At 45.4% G+C, this 16,200-nt stretch carries 10 protein-coding genes; 3 read left to right on the top strand and 7 right to left on the bottom strand.

Annotation, left to right across the window (positions count from 1 at the left end):
- Positions 1–5 precede the first annotated feature (5 nt).
- The 3 genes from rpsG to ACYPWY_RS06890 form a co-directional block, all read right to left on the bottom strand.
- A complete protein-coding gene (rpsG, locus tag ACYPWY_RS06900; RefSeq protein ID WP_459684705.1) occupies positions 6–482 on the bottom strand; it encodes a 30S ribosomal protein S7 in 477 nt (158 codons plus the stop codon).
- Between the two features lie 155 nt (positions 483–637).
- Positions 638–1,048, bottom strand: coding sequence for a 30S ribosomal protein S12 (rpsL, locus tag ACYPWY_RS06895; protein WP_459684704.1), 411 nt, complete (start codon positions 1,046–1,048; stop codon positions 638–640).
- Positions 1,049–1,602: 554 nt separating this feature from the next.
- Positions 1,603–2,502 (bottom strand): AraC family transcriptional regulator, encoded by a 900-nt coding sequence (locus ACYPWY_RS06890; RefSeq protein ID WP_459684703.1) that lies wholly within the window; start codon positions 2,500–2,502, stop codon positions 1,603–1,605.
- A 146-nt stretch (positions 2,503–2,648) separates the two neighbouring features.
- Here ACYPWY_RS06890 and ACYPWY_RS06885 point away from each other — a divergent pair, with 146 nt between their 5' ends.
- Entirely contained in the window at positions 2,649–4,031 is a 1,383-nt protein-coding gene (locus tag ACYPWY_RS06885) for a sugar porter family MFS transporter (RefSeq protein WP_459684702.1), read from the top strand.
- Complete coding sequence (locus ACYPWY_RS06880; protein ID WP_459684701.1) at positions 4,031–7,372, top strand: DUF5107 domain-containing protein; 3,342 nt, start codon at positions 4,031–4,033, stop codon at positions 7,370–7,372. The genes ACYPWY_RS06885 and ACYPWY_RS06880 overlap by 1 nt, the downstream gene beginning before the upstream one ends.
- Positions 7,373–7,662: 290 nt before the next feature.
- On the opposite strand, the gene ACYPWY_RS06875 is transcribed toward ACYPWY_RS06880, so the two are convergent.
- From ACYPWY_RS06875 to porX, 4 genes are all read right to left on the bottom strand, one after another.
- On the bottom strand, positions 7,663–10,686 hold the full coding sequence (locus tag ACYPWY_RS06875; protein ID WP_459684700.1) for a pectinesterase family protein: 3,024 nt from the start codon (positions 10,684–10,686) through the stop codon (positions 7,663–7,665).
- Between the two features lie 117 nt (positions 10,687–10,803).
- Positions 10,804–11,838, bottom strand: coding sequence for a glycosyltransferase family 9 protein (locus ACYPWY_RS06870; RefSeq protein WP_459684699.1), 1,035 nt, complete (start codon positions 11,836–11,838; stop codon positions 10,804–10,806).
- A gap of 41 nt (positions 11,839–11,879) precedes the next feature.
- Positions 11,880–12,320 carry a tRNA (adenosine(37)-N6)-threonylcarbamoyltransferase complex ATPase subunit type 1 TsaE gene (tsaE, locus tag ACYPWY_RS06865; RefSeq protein WP_459684698.1) on the bottom strand — a complete coding sequence of 147 codons (441 nt, stop codon included), beginning with the start codon at positions 12,318–12,320 and terminating at the stop codon, positions 11,880–11,882.
- Between the two features lie 4 nt (positions 12,321–12,324).
- The gene (porX, locus tag ACYPWY_RS06860) at positions 12,325–13,872 is read right to left on the bottom strand and encodes a T9SS response regulator signal transducer PorX (protein ID WP_459684697.1); all 1,548 of its coding nucleotides are present in this window, start codon (positions 13,870–13,872) and stop codon (positions 12,325–12,327) included.
- 433 nt (positions 13,873–14,305) lie between these two features.
- On the opposite strand from porX, the gene ACYPWY_RS06855 reads away from it, so the two are divergent.
- Positions 14,306–15,673 (top strand): NAD(P)/FAD-dependent oxidoreductase, encoded by a 1,368-nt coding sequence (locus ACYPWY_RS06855; protein WP_459684696.1) that lies wholly within the window; start codon positions 14,306–14,308, stop codon positions 15,671–15,673.
- The last annotated feature ends 527 nt before the right edge of the window (positions 15,674–16,200 follow it).

The following is a 16,200-nucleotide window of genomic DNA, read 5'->3' as shown; positions in this document are numbered from 1 at the left end:
CTTAATTAAAACCTGAAGTGAGCGAATGCGCGGTTAGCTTCAGCCATTCGGTGCATATCCTCTTTTCTTTTAAATGAACCTCCCTGGTTATTAAATGCGTCAACAATTTCGGCAGCCAATTTATCTGCCATTGTTTTTCCACCTCTTTTACGTGAATAAAGAATCAGGTTTTTCATACAGATTGATTCTTTACGGTCGGGACGAATTTCTGTTGGAACTTGGAATGTTGCCCCACCTACCCGGCGCGACTTCACTTCCACTTGCGGAGTAATGTTATCCAGCGCAGCCTTCCATATTTCCAACGGAGATTTTTCTTCATTGGGGAGTTTTGTTTTCACAACATTCAGTGCGCCGTAGAAAATATCGTATGCGGTACTTTTTTTACCGTCATACATTAAATGGTTAACAAATTTTGTAACCTTTACATCACCGAAAACAGGATCCGGCAGGATCTGTCTTTTCTTTGGTTTTGCTTTTCTCATTTTAACTTGTAAGTTTTGTTCTTGTCTTTGGTTGCTTTTTTCAAACGTCTTCAACGATTCCTCCGAACCATTTACTCAACCCGTTGTTAGCCTATCCAATAAACTCAAACCGTTTTAATAATAATTTTAAAATCTCGGTTAAGCTTCAAAGGTATTTATTTTTTCTTACCCTTGGCTGCTGCAGCGGCTGCTCCAGCTTTCGGACGTTTTGCTCCGTATTTGGAGCGGCGTTGCGTACGACCGTTCACGCCGGCTGTATCCAATGTTCCGCGAACAATGTGATAACGAACCCCTGGAAGGTCTTTCACACGGCCGCCTCTAACAAGTACAATCGAGTGTTCTTGCAAGTTATGCCCTTCGCCGGGTATGTATGCATTCACTTCTTTTGAATTTGTTAAACGTACACGCGCTACTTTACGCATTGCCGAGTTTGGTTTTTTGGGAGTTGTTGTGTAAACTCTCACACAAACGCCCCTTCTTTGAGGACATGAATCCAAAGCAGGAGATTTACTCTTATCAACCAAAACAGCCCGTCCTTTTCTTACTAATTGTTGAATTGTAGGCATTTTTTTAATCTTTAGAACTTAAATCTAATATTATATTTTTAATTACACAACTTAAGTAAAAACCATAACAACCCCATGAATATCAAAAAGATACACCACAAAATCGTCTGATTTTTACGAAATTCGAGTTGCAAAGGTACATATATTCAACAGGATAACCAAACAATTGAGAAGAAAAAAATCAGCAAATTTGAGAATTAGTAAATTAGCAAATTCATTGTGGTAATTGGCATAATATGCGATGGATTGATTTGGCAATAAATTGCCTGTCATTTGCGGGGTTGAAGCGCATCTCCTTCGCAACAAATAACAGCAAAAAAAAACCTCCCACCTAATTTTTATTACAAAACAACCTCAGTAGCAAATAAATAGCAACACAAGAAACCTCATTACATCATTATCCCCAATTTATAAACACAAAACTAGCAATGAGGCAATTAGGTTGGTATTTTTATATAACACTATGCTGCTACTGAGGTTGTTTTGTAATAAAAATTAGGTGGGAATGAGGTTTTAAATCTACGCTCCCATTCGTTTATAACAGGTGCCCCCCTTCACTCTTTCGCATCCTTATATTTCCTGCGATACTCCCGCGCCGAAATTTCCATTTCTTTTTGAAATGCTTTTGAGAAGTGGTAGGGGTCGTAGAAGCCTAGCCGGAATGCTATTTCTTTGATTTTCAGGTCGGAAAATTGCAGGTAACTACAGGCGCGTTGTATTCTTAACTGGTTGTAATACACGATGGGCGAATAGGATGTTTTTTGTGTGAACAGCGTTATCAGGTGCGATTTGGAATATCCCACAGCTTGGGCAATATCATCCAGGGTTATTCTGTTTTCGAGGTTTTCTTTCATATATACAATGCTTTTTCTTATCACATCGTCCAGTTTCACGGTTTTCAGTTCCCTGTATTGAGGCAGGTATTTCAGGGAGGCCAGCAGGTGCATAAGGCAGAAACTGATGTACTCGAGGTTTTCGGGACTGTAGCCCATCTCGAGGTTGCGGTAAATGCTTTCAAACAAATCGAAGCGGTCTTTATAGCGGCTGTTATCCGATTCGTCAATGCTTAGCAGTTGCCCAAAAATAGCGCCGAACATGTTCGTATTTTCCCCCTTGAAATGCAACCAGTATATGCTCCACGGTTCCCGGTTATCGGCTCCGTAGGCATGAGGTTCGTTTGCCGGAATAATATAGGCCTTGTTAGCCGTCAGCGTTAGCTTCTCGCCGTTGTGCTCAATCCATCCTTTGCCTTTTTCGCAATAAATAAGAATATTTTCGGGAGCGCCGTTTTCCCGTTGGCGAAAATGGTATTTGGCATCGGGATAATAGCCGATATGGCTTACAAATAACTGGCGCGTAATCGCGTTGCTTTCCTGATAATCGCGTATGTTGTAAGGAGTAACGATTGCCTTCTCGCCCTTAAAGCCATCGGCTATTGTTGTGTAATCTTTCATGCTGCTTTTCCGTTTGCTATTTCATTTATCCGTAACATCGCACAATTGTAGTGATATTTTACATGTTTTCAAAAGAAAAATCCATTTTTTAGCGGTATAATAAGCGTAATTTTGTATTTTCAAAATAGTAAACAAAAAATATCACCATGAAAAAGCAGACCAGTCTTTATTTGTTGTTAATCTCATTTGTTTCGGCTATGGGTGGTTTATTGTTCGGTTACGACTTTGTAGTAATTGGAGGAGCCAAGCCATTTTACGAAATCTATTTTAATATCGCCGATTCGCCATCCGTACAAGGATTTGTGATGGCCAGCGCCGTACTTGGGTGCTTGCTGGGCGTGATGGTTTCGGGCAGTTTATCCGACAAATATGGCCGGAAATTATTGCTGATAACGGCATCGGTAACTTTTACGGTATCGGCCATAGGCACAGGTATTTGCGACAGTCTTTCGTGGTTTGTTTTCTACCGCGTTTTGGGCGGAATCGGTATTGGAATGGCCTCCAATCTTTCACCCATGTACATTGCGGAAGTTTCTCCGGCCAGCGTCAGAGGTAAATTTGTATCTATCAATCAGTTGACCATCGTCTTGGGTATTCTGGGCGCGCAACTTGTCAATTGGCTGATAGCCGATTCGGTTGTCGAAGGAGAAGACATCCTCAGCTCGTGGAACGGCCAAATGGGCTGGCGATGGATGTTTTGGGCCGAAGCCGCACCCGCTCTGCTATTTTTTATATTGGCCTTTGTCATCCCCGAAAGTCCCCGTTGGCTCAGTTCAAAATACCGGTTCGAACAAGCGAAGAAGATTCTTGTTCGTATCGGTGGCGAAAAATATGCCTCGATCGAAATGTTATCGCTGGAGACAGCCGCCAATCAGGCAAAAGAAAAAGTAAACTACAAACTGCTATTCAAAGGGAGGATGCCCAAGATACTGCTTATCGGCATTGTTATCGCTGCATTCCAGCAATGGTGCGGTATAAATGTGATTTTCAACTATGCGCAGGAGATATTTGCAAGCGCCGGTTATGGCGTTTCGGATATACTGTTCAATATTGTTATTACGGGCGTAACGAATGTGATTTTTACTTTTGTCGGCATGTACACGGTCGATAAACTGGGTCGGCGTTCGCTGTTGTTGTTTGGCGCGGCAGGCCTGGCGTGCATCTATGCGGCGATGGGCGCCTGTTACTATTTCGACGTGTCGGGCATTGCCGTACTGATATTGGGGGCGCTGGCCATCGCCTGTTATGCCATGACGCTCGCCCCGGTTACCTGGGTTATTATTTCCGAAATATTTCCGACCCGTATCCGCGGGATGGCGATGGCTGTTGCTACTTTTTCGTTGTGGGCAGCTTGCTTTGGCCTCACCTATACCTTCCCGCTGCTGAATAGTTCGCTTGGCGCCTACGGCACATTCTGGCTGTACGGCATTATCTGTGTATCGGGATTTATATTTATAAAGAAGACTTTGCCCGAAACAAAAGGGAAATCGCTGGAAGAAATTGAAAATGAATTAACTAAATCCAACTAATGGAAAAAATAACCGCATACCTGATTCAATCAACGGTGAATCAGAAAGGAGTTGTCAGGGCATGGGCCGAGGACATCTTGTTGCCGACCTACGAAATAGGCGAAGAAGAAAAAAATCCGATATTCTCCGAAAAGCGCATCTATCAAGGCAGTTCGGGGGTTGTATATCCTTACCCCGTTGTCGAAAAAATTTCGGATGAAAAAAAAGACAAAAGCTATCACGCCCTGTTCCTCGAGAACGAATACCTCAAGATAATGATTCTGCCCGAATTGGGCGGACGTGTTCAGATGGCGTACGACAAAGTAAAGCAACGGCATTTTGTCTATTACAATCAGGTAGTGAAACCCGCCCTGGTGGGGCTTACAGGGCCCTGGATTTCGGGAGGAATTGAGTTTAACTGGCCTCAACATCACCGTCCCAGCACATTTCTACCTACCGATTACTGCATCGAGAAAAATGCAGATGGAAGCGTAACGGTTTGGTGCAACGAAGTGGAGCGGATGTTTCGCACGAAAGGGATGCAAGGCTTCACGCTATATCCGGGCAAGGCCTACCTCGAAATCAAGGTGAAAATATACAACCGCACAGCCTTTCCCCAAACATTTCTGTGGTGGGCAAATCCGGCTGTTGTGGTAAATGATGCCTACCATTCGGTATTTCCGCCGGATGTACATGCCGTATTCGACCACGGTAAGCGCGATGTTTCCAACTTCCCGATAGCAACCGGACTGTATTACAAGCAAGATTATTCGGCGGGAGTTGATATATCGAAATATAAAAATATTCCCGTACCTACTTCGTATATGGCTGTGCAATCGAAGTTTAACTTCGTTGGCGGCTACGAGGAAGACGTGAAAGGCGGTTTACTGCACGTGGCCAATCACCACGTATCGCCCGGTAAAAAGCAGTGGACATGGGGATACGGCGATTTCGGACGGGCTTGGGACAGGAACCTGACCGATGAAGACGGCCCGTATATCGAATTAATGACGGGTGTTTATACCGATAATCAACCCGATTTTTCGTGGTTACAGCCGAACGAAGAGAAATCGTGGCTGCAATATTTTATGCCCTACGCCGAGGTTGGCTATGTAAAAAACGCCAACAAAGATGCCATCGTTAATCTGGATAGAGAAGGCGAAAAAGCCCGTATCACCCTTTACACAACTTCCGAGTACAAAAATTTACGCGTTGTGTTGAAAGATGTGGCCGGAAAGGTTTATGTCAACGAACAAGCCAATACTTCTCCTGCTGAGTACTATTTCAGGGAGCTGGCCGTGGGGAATGTTCCATCCGAAGAGCTGATACTCGCCGTGATAACTGCCGATGGGAAAAAATTGCTCCGCTATCAGGCCGATAAGCCCGAAATAAAACCCGCGCCCAACCCGGCAAAGGCGGCAAAAACGCCTCAGGAGATAGCCTCCATCGAGCAGCTGTACCTCACAGGCCTGCATCTGGAACAATACCGCCACGCCACTTACAACCCAACAGATTATTATCGGGAAGGATTGAAACGCGAACCGGGCGATGTGCGTTGCAACAATGCCATGGGATTGCTGTTGATGCGCCGCGGACAATTTGCACAAGCCGAACCCTACTTTCGCAAAGCCATAGAAACGCTGACCGGGCGCAATCCCAATCCCTACGATGGCGAACCTTATTACAATTTGGGCTGGAGCCTTAAAATGCAAGGGAATGCAGAAAGCGCCTATGCTGCTTTTTTCAAATCGACATGGAATGCGGCCTGGCAAGATTCGGGCTATTTTTCGCTCGCCCAACTAGATGCCGGCAAAGGTCTTTGGGAGGAGGCGCTGGACAGAATCGATCGCTGCCTTGTCCGCAACTGGCACAATCACAAGGCGCGGCAACTGAAAACATCCATTCTGAGAAAACTGGGCAGAAAAGAAGAGGCGCTTGCACTGATTGAAGCATCGCTCAAGATTGATAACTTCAACATGGGCTGCCGTTTCGAGAAATACCTGTTAACCAGCAAGCCCGAAGATTTGCAAGAATTGCTCGACCTGATGCACGGGGCTGTCCATTCTTATATAGAATATGCTTTGGATTTTGCATCCGCCGGATTTTATGATGAAGCATCGCAACTGCTTTCGTATATTGTTAGGAATGAGTACAATGTATATCCGATGGTGTATTATGCATTGGGCTATTTTGCTTCGATGAAAGGCGACAGGAACAAAGCTTTAGCATATTACAAAACGGCCTCAAAAATGTGTCCCGACAAGTGTTTTCCCAATCGCATCGAAGAGGTAAACATTTTGCAGGATGCCATGGTTGTGAATCCGAGTGATGCTTTGGCGCCCTATTATCTGGGAAATTTCTGGTATGCCGCCCGTCAATACGAGGATGCGGTGAAATGCTGGGAAAAATCGGTGGAATTGAACGATAAATTTCCGGCTGTTCTGCGGAATCTGGCATTGGCCTGTTACAATAAATCGAACAAGAAACAGCAAGCCAAAAACTTACTGGAAAAGGCTTTCCATCTTGATACGGCCAATTCCCGCTTGTTTATGGAACTTGATCAACTTTACAAGAAATTGGGAATGCCCCACAAAGAACGGCTGGCATTATTTGAAAAACAGGCAGCATTGGTCGAACAGCGTGATGATTTATGCATTGAGCACATCACACTGCTCAATCAAACCGGAAAATACAGTGAAGCAAAGAACCAGATAGCCTCGCATACATTCCATCCATGGGAAGGCGGCGAGGGCAAAGTTACCAAACAATATACCCTGTGCCGCATAGAACTGGCTAAACAGGCAATAGAAGCCGGAGAGTATGAGAATGCCTTAAGCTTATTGCACGAAACAGATGCTTACCCGCATAATCTGGGCGAAGGAAAGTTGATTAATGCCGAAGAAAACGATGTGGATTACTACAAAGGCATCGCTTATCGTGGAATAGGAAATGAGGAGCTGGCTGTTCGCTATTTCCAAAAAGCAACGGTAGGTTCGCCCGAACCCCAGCAGGCTTTTTTCTACAACGACCAGCAACCCGATAAAATATATTACCAGGGATTGGCTTGGAAAGCGCTCGGAAATAAGGATAAGTCAAAAAGTTGCTTCAACAAATTGATTGATCACGGAGAAAAACACCTCTTCGACAATTGCAAGATCGACTATTTTGCCGTATCATTACCCGACTTGGCCATTTGGGAAGATGACCTGAATGTGCGCAATCAAATACATTGCTATTATGTGATGGGCTTGGGAAATCTGGGACTGGGAAAATCCGGTGAAGCAAAAAAACACTTTCAGAAAGTGGCCGAATTGGACGTAAACCACCTCGAAAGTCAATTGTTATTGAATAAACTTTTGTAGGAGGCTGTCTCAAAAGTCTGTCATCCCATGCTTGACACGGGATCTCCTAACAAACATCATTTAGTTGTCAGGAGATTGCGGGTCGGAGCCCGCAATGACAATCTAAGAAAAAGACTTTTGACACAGCCTCCTTACGGGTTGAAATCTCTAAATTACAAATATATTCCGTATTTTTCTGTATTCTCCGTGTAATCCGTGTGCTAATTCAACTTATAAGACAACCCAGTAAAAAAAGCTGCCTCCAAAAATGAAGACAGCTTTCCCCTGTATAATACCTCCTAAAAAAGAACCTATCTTTTGATAAGCTTGTGTGTTTCGATACTGTTTCCCAACTGGATAGTGTAATAATACACGCCTGATGGTAGTTGCGAACCATCACATTCTACTGCGTAAGCGCCTTCGCCTTGTGTGCTGTCGGCCAGCTTTTTCAACAATACACCATTTATATTGTACAAATTAATTACCACGTTCGAGTTAGCGGCAAGCGCATAATGAACGGTAAAGCTATCGGTAAAAGGGTTTGGCGTGCTGTAAGACTTGGATGCGCTTATTGCATTTTTGCCTATGGATGTAATTAAATCGGCATCCGGAGCAGCCTTGGGCATCCAATCGGCGGCAAAACTCGGATCGGTATCTTTTTTGAATACATTTTCTACGGTATAAATTGCCGCTTCTCCGGCGGTCAATACTTTCCCTTCGTTGCCCCGTTTGCTTAAACGATCGGCTGTTGCGCCGTCGCCGATGCAGGCATATTCCACAAATACGGGATTTAATCCACCGCTCATAGTCGTCCATCCTTTTTCGTTCAAGGTTGCGGGAACTTCGCAACGGATAAATGCCGACCGGGGTTGTTGCTGCCAGGGACGGCCATAATAAAATTCTTTAAACTTATCGCCGTTAAAATCGGAATAAGAAGTAGATGGAGCGGTGATATTGCAATCCAAGAATACCATTCCGAACTTCGTTGTTTTCTCGGTAGAAGGAGCTGTCAACACGCTTCCCGTGCGGTTTACATAGGTGGTGCACTGGTCAAAGACCACCGTCTGACGACCAAATATAAAATCAACATTTCCTTCCACATAACAATCCTTGAAGTAGGCGCGTCCTATGCTGTTTCCCAAATAAGTATCCTGGTATCCGGTAATGCGGCAATTGTAGAAGCTTTGCCGGTCGCCCTGTGTTTTAAGAGCAACGCCTTGCGTATCCGAATTGGTGGCCGCATTTGCTTTTGAATTGGCAAAAGTGTTGGCAATCGTAATATTAACCGCCATAAAATCGTCGGCCAAAACTTCCATTGTCTGGCAGCCGCTGGTTCCCCATGTGCCGCCACCCGGTTTAGCCATTCCGGCAAAGGTATTGTGTGTGATAATGGTGGTGGCAGCATCTTCGCCCACAAGATATACATTCACTTTGCCTTTCGCCAAGCTGGGGCGTTCGGTGTAAGTGCCCGGTTTGATGCGGATAATCCATCTGCCGGTATAATCGGCGGGCACGGCATCGAAGGCCGCCTGCACAGTGGTGTAATCGCCGGCGCCATCCGGTGCGATTATTTTTGTAACATCCGGGTCGGTAGCTTTGGTAGTAACCGACAGTTCGTTGCCATAAGCCGTACCGGTTTGATTGGTGGCATAAGCGCGAACATAGTATTTTGTTTCGGGCGTCAATCCGTCTATATATCCCTGGAATGTTCCTATATCGCTTCCGGCAACAATTTTATTGGCAGTCGGATTCGTTTCGGTTCCCCACACAATACCGCGTTCGGTTACAGATGTTCCGCCCCAGGCCGTTACCCTACCCGACACCACCACCGATGTGTTGCGCAGGTTTGAAGTCGCCAAAGTTTGAACGGCAGGAACCACCAATTCGGCCAATGTGGTAAAGTTGATTTCAGCTCCGTAAGAAGTTCCGGCTTTGTTTGTGGCATAAGCGCGGGCGTAATATTTTGTTCCGGCAGCAAGCCCTGTCAAGGTCGATTCAAAAATGCCGGCGCCATCGCCGTCTATCGTTTTGAAGTGGTCGATAGTGGGATTGGCAGAAGTATTCCAAACCATACCGCGGGCAGTTACCGGAGCGCCGCCATCGTTTGTTACGCTACCACCGGCCAAGGCCGTAAGGGTAGAAATATAAGTGGCAGCCGCAACGGTGCTCACTTCGGCAGGGTCGGCAGTGGCGCCAATCATCGTTCCCGAGATAGTTACATTGCGCACGCCTATTAATTTATACGTTATATCGGCAGCCGATTTGTTGAACGGATATACGCGGACATAAAAAGTTTCGCCCGAGTTCACTACTTCCGGTGTAGTTAGCGGAATATCCCAGGCTTCCAGTTCGGTGTTTGCCAATTGGGTAATGTCTTTCAATTTTGTTTTGGTAGCAAAATCAGCATCCTTTGAGACGTATATGGCTGCATACAAGCTGTTTGTTGCTGTGGCTGCAATCATCAGGGATAGATTTTTCACGGTAAGCGTTGCTCCAACTTTGGGCGCGACTGCATACTGAATATAGACATCCTCCTGTATATCGGTAGCCGGAGTCCAAAGGCAATTGCTTGTGTTGGTGCAGAATGTGCCGTTATCAACCGCCGAGCCACTTAAATTTACACGCGCATCCCAGGCATATTGTTTGGCATTGCTGCTATACGCCATATCCTGTGCCAATAAAGCGCCGCTAACGATGGGCTTCAAATCGCTGATAAACGGCCAGTTGACCGAAACAGCGACTTCGGTAGCTTCTGTTTCGCCGGAGATTACCGCATCTTTCAGGCAAATATATTTTCCGGTAGAGGCCGTTTTGTAATAGGGATAAACGCGGAAATAAATCTTTTCACCTGCTTCAATTGTTTTGTCAACAGCCACTTGCAACTGCTCGAGGGCATCGCGCGAGATACTGGCGTCTTTCTTGAAATTGATCTGCGTTTTCTCAGCAAAACCGGCATCTGTTGAATAATAGAAATTGGCGCGGACATCTCCGCCACCCACACCGCATACATAAGCCGATATTTCGCTTGCATAAAATTTGTTTCCGGCTTTCGGGCTAACAGAAAATTCGATGTAGCAATTGGCATCTTCAGCCGTATGCCAGGTAGCGCTTCCGCCTCCGGCTAACGAGAGCCTCAGTGATGCATCAGGTCCGCTGTAAGCATTAACAGCCAATCCTTGCAGAGTTATTTCTGCTGCTTCGAGTTGTCCGCTGAGCGAGGCCGCTTGACCAACACTTTCAATTAGAAGCCAACTGGCAGAGGCCGATTGATTTTCCGATTTTGCATAGCAACTGCAAATCAGTAAAAACGAAAAGAATAGAAATAGTTTTTTCATGTGTATATGTATTAAAGGTTAGACCCACAAATATAGTAAATTGCAGGAGTCAGATAGGGTATAAATTGACTTTTTATAGTAGTGAAATTGCTCCTTTCAAAGTTCAAGGTTCAAACTTCAAACTTTGAGCCTTAAACTTTGAACTTGAATCGTATTGGTATCTATGGCTATGCTGCCGGGGTTATAGGGACAGTATTTTTTGATATTGCTGCCTGAGAATAATCCGACTGTTGGCGTTTGGGCGGCGCTGGCCAGGTGCATCACGCCACAATCGGCGCTTATAAAAATTTTCATGTTTGCTATTACGGCAGCCATTCCCCTTATATCCAAGCTGTACCACGATGGAGCCCTGAAATCTATTTGCGAAACATTTTCTTTGGGCAGGATTTCCACAATGTTGTACGTCTCGCCATAATCTGCCGTCAAGTTTTCATACACCACTTTCCACCAGTCTTTGGAGTAGCATTTGCCGCCGGTCGCGTAGGTGTATATGCCGATTGTTTCCTTATTGGGTTCGGGGGTAATTTGCGCCAGTGTTTCTTTGCCTTTAGCCAATTCGTCCGGGCTTAATTGAATGTTCATAGTCGGCGCCGGTTTCTGCTTGTCTTCGATACCAAAGCGCGACAAGTTTTTTCGGATGCTGTAAATAGGGTATTTGGCAATATGCTGCAAATCTTCGTTTTCCGGCGGAATTTCATCGTTCAGGTCGCCGGGGAACTTGAAGCGGGAACGGCTAAAACAAGTCGAAAGCCGCCCGGACGAAGAATTGGGGACTACATTAATAGCGATGTCGTATTTATACTTCCGCAATCTGCCCCATACGCCCAGGTAGTTGAGCAATTCCTTGAAAGGTTTAGGCGGTAATTTAATAATCCGATCTACGTTTCTGTAATTCTCGAACAGGATAGGCGCCAGATTACCTCGCACAAACAAATCTATCGCAGCATTGGGGAAAGTATCCGACAATTCCTGAATAAGCGACGTTATTAACAGCAGGTTCCCCAACCGGTTATTGGGGCGACAAACCAATATCCGCTTGACCTCGTCGTTTGTCAACACGCCTTTCTGATTCTTGTAAAGACGGTCGATGTAATAGGTCAGCCCCAACATGGTACGCCGTCTTAAGTGGTTTATTTTTGCTTTGAAACTCATTCAATATTAATTTTTAGCTCCCTAAATCCCCCGTGGGGGAGTTAAAAAGCCTCCCCCACGAGGAGGTTGGAGGGGCTGGTTACTTCTCTGCTACCATCCTCCAATTCCTTTATCCATACATTTACGGCATCGTGGGGCAGTAGCGATTCTATTTTTTCGGGCCATTCGATAAAGCAGAGGCTTCCGCTGTAAAAATAATCTTCGTACCCGAAGTCGAAGACCTCTTCTATTTTGTTAATCCGGTAAAAATCGAAGTGATAAATCAGTTCTCCGCTGTTGGAACGGTATTCGTTTACGATGGCGAATGTGGGGCTGGTGATGGCGTCTTCAACGCCCAGTTTTTCGCAAATGGCTTTTATGAATGTTGTTTTTCCGGCGCCCATCTCGCCCCGAAAGGCAAATACGGTATTATCGCCCATGGCTTCAACAAATGCGCCAGCCGCCTGGTCAATAGTGTCTAAGGATTGTATTTCGATTTTCATCTGCTTATTTTCTGGGGGTCAATGTTATGAACGGAATAATCATTTCTTCCATGGATATGCCTCCGTGCTGGAAGGTATCGGCATAATAAGATACATAATAATTATAGTTGTTGGGGTAGGCGAAAAAATCGTCATTCTGGGCAAAGATATACTTTGTCGTCAGGTTTGGCGAGGGTAGCGCCACATCATCGGGACGCTTTATTTCATACACCTTTTTCGATTCGTAATTCAGATTTTTTCCCAGTTTGTAACGCAGGTTGGTATTGGTGTTTTTGTCGCCGATAATTTTCACCGCATTCTTCACCCGGATGGTGCCATGGTCGGTCGTCAACATGATTTTATAGCCTTTTTCGGCAATTTTATTGAACAAATCGGCGGTACTCGAATGTTTGAACCACGATCTGGTCAGCGAGCGGTATGCGGCCTCGTCGGAAGCAAGTTCGCGTATCATTTTCGACTCGGTGCGTGCGTGCGAAAGCATATCGACAAAATTAATGACAATCACGTTCAACTGATTATTATTGAGGTTGCCGATGTTCTGTATCAGTTTGTCTCCGCTGGCTGATGTCAACAGCTTATTGTACGAAAACGAATAATTTTTCCGAAAACGCTCAATCTGCGTTCTAATCAAGGGCTCTTCGTTGATATTTTTTCCTTCTTCCTCGTCTTCGTCTATCCACAGTTCGGGGAATAACTGGCTGATTTGCTTGGGCATAAGTCCCGAAAAAATAGCATTGCGCGCATACTGGGTCGCCGTTGGAAGAATGCTGTAATACAAATCTTCGTTGAATGTGAAATTGGGCGCGAGTATATCTTTTATCTCTTCCCACTGGTCGAGGCGGAAATTGTCGATCAGGATAAAGAATATCTTCTCGCCGTTTTCTATTGCCGGAAACACTTTTTTCCTGAACAAATCGGGGCTGAGTAAAGGCCTGTCGTCCGGGTTTTGTATCCATCCCTCATAGTTTCGTTTTACGAATTTCACAAACGAGCTGTTGGCCTCCGATTTTTGCGACATCAGCAGGTCGAGCAGCGGATTTTGCGAGGAGGTAAGCTCCATCTCCCAAAACACAAGCTTTTTATACACCTCCATCCAGTCCTCGTAATTGGCAGCCAGACTTATTTGCGTGCTGATATTGTTAAACTCCTCGCGATAGCTTTCGATGGTTGCTTCGGTAACAATGTCGTCTTTGTGCAGGTTCTTCTTTATAGAGTGAAGTATCTGGTTCGGATTCACTGGTTTAATGAGGTAATCGGCTATTTTTTTGCCGATGGCGTTATTCATGATACCTTCGTCCTCGCTTTTGGTTATCATGATTACCGGCAAATTCGGATTCAATTCCTTTATCAACGAAAGAGTTTCCAGTCCGGTGAGTCCGGGCATATTTTCATCCAGGAAAACGAGGTCAAATTCGTTTTCTTTGCAGCAATCCAGGGCATCCTGTCCGCTGTTCACAGTAGTTATTGCGTATCCTTTCTCCTCGAGAAACAAGACATGAGGGCGCAACATGTCAATTTCGTCATCCGCCCAAAGTATGCTTTTTTTCTTCATCTACATTCTTTCATTATTCAAAAGTACGGAATCTCTTTGAATAAACAATAAAAAAGCCCCCTAAATCCCCCGTAGGGAGAGTTTTAGATGGATTGAATGTAGGAGCGTATCGAATACGCCCGCATTTGCGTAGCTGTAATACAACTCATTCGCGGCAGCGGGCGTATTCGATACGCCCCTACGCGTTGGCACATTATTCACATTGGCATTTTATTTTCCGTCATACATAACAATGTATTTTTTCGTAACTTTGGCAACTCATATTCAAGCTACGGGAAAAGAAGGCGAAGCAAAAGCGCCCTCTGGTTGAAAGAGGCAGAAACTTCGTAGAGACGTGGCGCGCCACGTCTCCATACTGAAACGTTGAACATCGTACTGTCTTAAAAGCTGATAGCTCCACAAAATTTTGAAATTTGAACTAATAAAAAATAAAATGAGTTTTAATATTCCGCAAACAAAACAAAAACGAGTAATTATAGTAGGTGGTGGATTTGGCGGCTTGAAGCTGGCCATGGAACTGAAGAAATCCAATTTTCAGGTTGTGTTGGTCGATAAAAATAATTATCACCAGTTCCTGCCCTTGATTTATCAGGTGGCATCTGCCGGTATGGAACCTTCGTCCATATCGTTTCCCTTCCGAAAAATTGTTCAAAAGAAAAAGAATCTACTCTTCCGGTTGGCCGAAGTCAGGGCGATTATTCCCGAAAAGAACCTGATACAGACCTCCATCGGCAAAGCATCGTACGATTACATTGTGTTCGCCGCCGGAGCAACCTCCAACTTTTTCGGCAACAAGCACATCGAAGAAGTCGCCATTCCCATGAAAAACATATCGGAAGCCATGGGGTTGCGAAATGCCTTGCTGTCGAACTTCGAGCGTGCCGTAACCTGCGCCACCGAAACCGAGAAGCGCGAGTTGTTGAACATCGTCATTGTGGGAGGGGGCGCCACAGGCGTTGAAATTGCCGGCGCCCTGTCCGAAATGAAAAAATTTGTGCTACCCAAGGACTATCCCGAAATGGACATAAACGAGGTGCAAATATACCTGATTGAGGCTGTCGATCGCCTGTTGTCGGGGATGTCGACAAAATCATCCGCCAGCATCGAGGAGTTTTTGAAAAGCATGGGAGTGAACGTGCTGTTAAACAAGAAAGTTGTTGATTATAAAGACCATAAAGTAGTATTGGGTGACGGCGCAGAAATTCCAACCCGCTCCTTTATATGGGTCAGCGGTATCACAGCCGTCCCCATTGGCAACATGCCCGATTCGGCGCTGGGACGAGGAAAGCGAATAAAAGTGGATGCTTTCAATCGTGTGGAAGGATTCGACAATATTTTTGCCATCGGCGACCAGTGCATTCAGACGGCAGACCCCAATTTTCCCAACGGCCATCCCCAATTGGCACAAGTAGCCATACAGCAAGGAGCCCTGGTTGCCAAAAACCTGAAACAGCTGGAAGCAGGCAAAGAACCCCAGCCTTTCCACTACAACGACTTAGGTTCGATGGCCACCGTAGGCCGGAACAAAGCCGTAGCCGAACTATTCGGATTAAAATTGAGAGGATTGTTCGCCTGGCTCATTTGGTTGGTCGTCCACCTGCGTTCCATACTGGGCGTAAGGAACAAAACCATCGTCCTGCTCAACTGGATATGGAACTATTTCACCTACGACTACAGCCTGCGCCTGATTATCTACGCCAAAAAAGCCAAAGAAATCATCGACCGCGACATCCGCGAAAGCAACACCCATTGGGGTGAAGATGTGCTGGGTGAGCAGGAGATTCGGAAGGCGGGGAAGTAGAATCACACCCTAAAAAACAATCCTCCCGTTCGACATAGACCGGAATTTACGTCAAATGGGAGGATTTTTGGGCTCACCAGCAAAACCCTGTGTTTAAACCCTCGAAATCATAGCCCATCGGGCTTACATATCAATAGAAAACAACTCTAATTCCCCTCATAAATTGTCCGTAGGACATTCTCTTCTGTATCCCCTACGGGGAAAAATGGCAGATTGTAGTTCTATTTTTCTATTGATATGGATGTCCTACGGACAATTGTCAGTAACCTTCGTTCGGACTACAAGGCAAACGAACATACTAAGATTGAAAGCCTTAGCTTGGCGTAACAGAGATTTTCATGCGTTTGCCCTAGCCTAAATCCCCCGCAGGGGGGATTTCAAAAGCCTCCCCTGCGGGGAGGTTGGTGGGGCTGGTGGTAACCAAAAAACAGCCCCGCAATTCCCTGCGAGGCTGTTCTCCTTTTAAAATGGCGGCTACCTACTCTCCCACACATGTGCAGTACCATCGGCGCTATCGGGCTTAACTT

The organism is Viscerimonas tarda, from assembly GCF_054601255.1.
This window is presented reverse-complemented; position numbering and strand designations above follow the sequence as displayed.

Bases quoted from the DNA above. Each gene is read 5' to 3' on its own strand.
- porX (WP_459684697.1), bottom strand. From the start codon at position 13,872: ATGAAGAAAAAAAGCATACTTTGGGCGGATGACGAAATTGACATGTTG.
- rpsG (WP_459684705.1), bottom strand. From the start codon at position 482: ATGAGAAAAGCAAAACCAAAGAAAAGACAGATCCTGCCGGATCCTGTT.
- ACYPWY_RS06890 (WP_459684703.1), bottom strand. From the start codon at position 2,502: ATGAAAGATTACACAACAATAGCCGATGGCTTTAAGGGCGAGAAGGCA.
- ACYPWY_RS06855 (WP_459684696.1), top strand. From the start codon at position 14,306: ATGAGTTTTAATATTCCGCAAACAAAACAAAAACGAGTAATTATAGTA.
- ACYPWY_RS06880 (WP_459684701.1), top strand. From the start codon at position 4,031: ATGGAAAAAATAACCGCATACCTGATTCAATCAACGGTGAATCAGAAA.
- rpsL (WP_459684704.1), bottom strand. From the start codon at position 1,048: ATGCCTACAATTCAACAATTAGTAAGAAAAGGACGGGCTGTTTTGGTT.
- ACYPWY_RS06870 (WP_459684699.1), bottom strand. From the start codon at position 11,838: ATGAGTTTCAAAGCAAAAATAAACCACTTAAGACGGCGTACCATGTTG.
- ACYPWY_RS06875 (WP_459684700.1), bottom strand. From the start codon at position 10,686: ATGAAAAAACTATTTCTATTCTTTTCGTTTTTACTGATTTGCAGTTGC.
- tsaE (WP_459684698.1), bottom strand. From the start codon at position 12,320: ATGAAAATCGAAATACAATCCTTAGACACTATTGACCAGGCGGCTGGC.
- ACYPWY_RS06885 (WP_459684702.1), top strand. From the start codon at position 2,649: ATGAAAAAGCAGACCAGTCTTTATTTGTTGTTAATCTCATTTGTTTCG.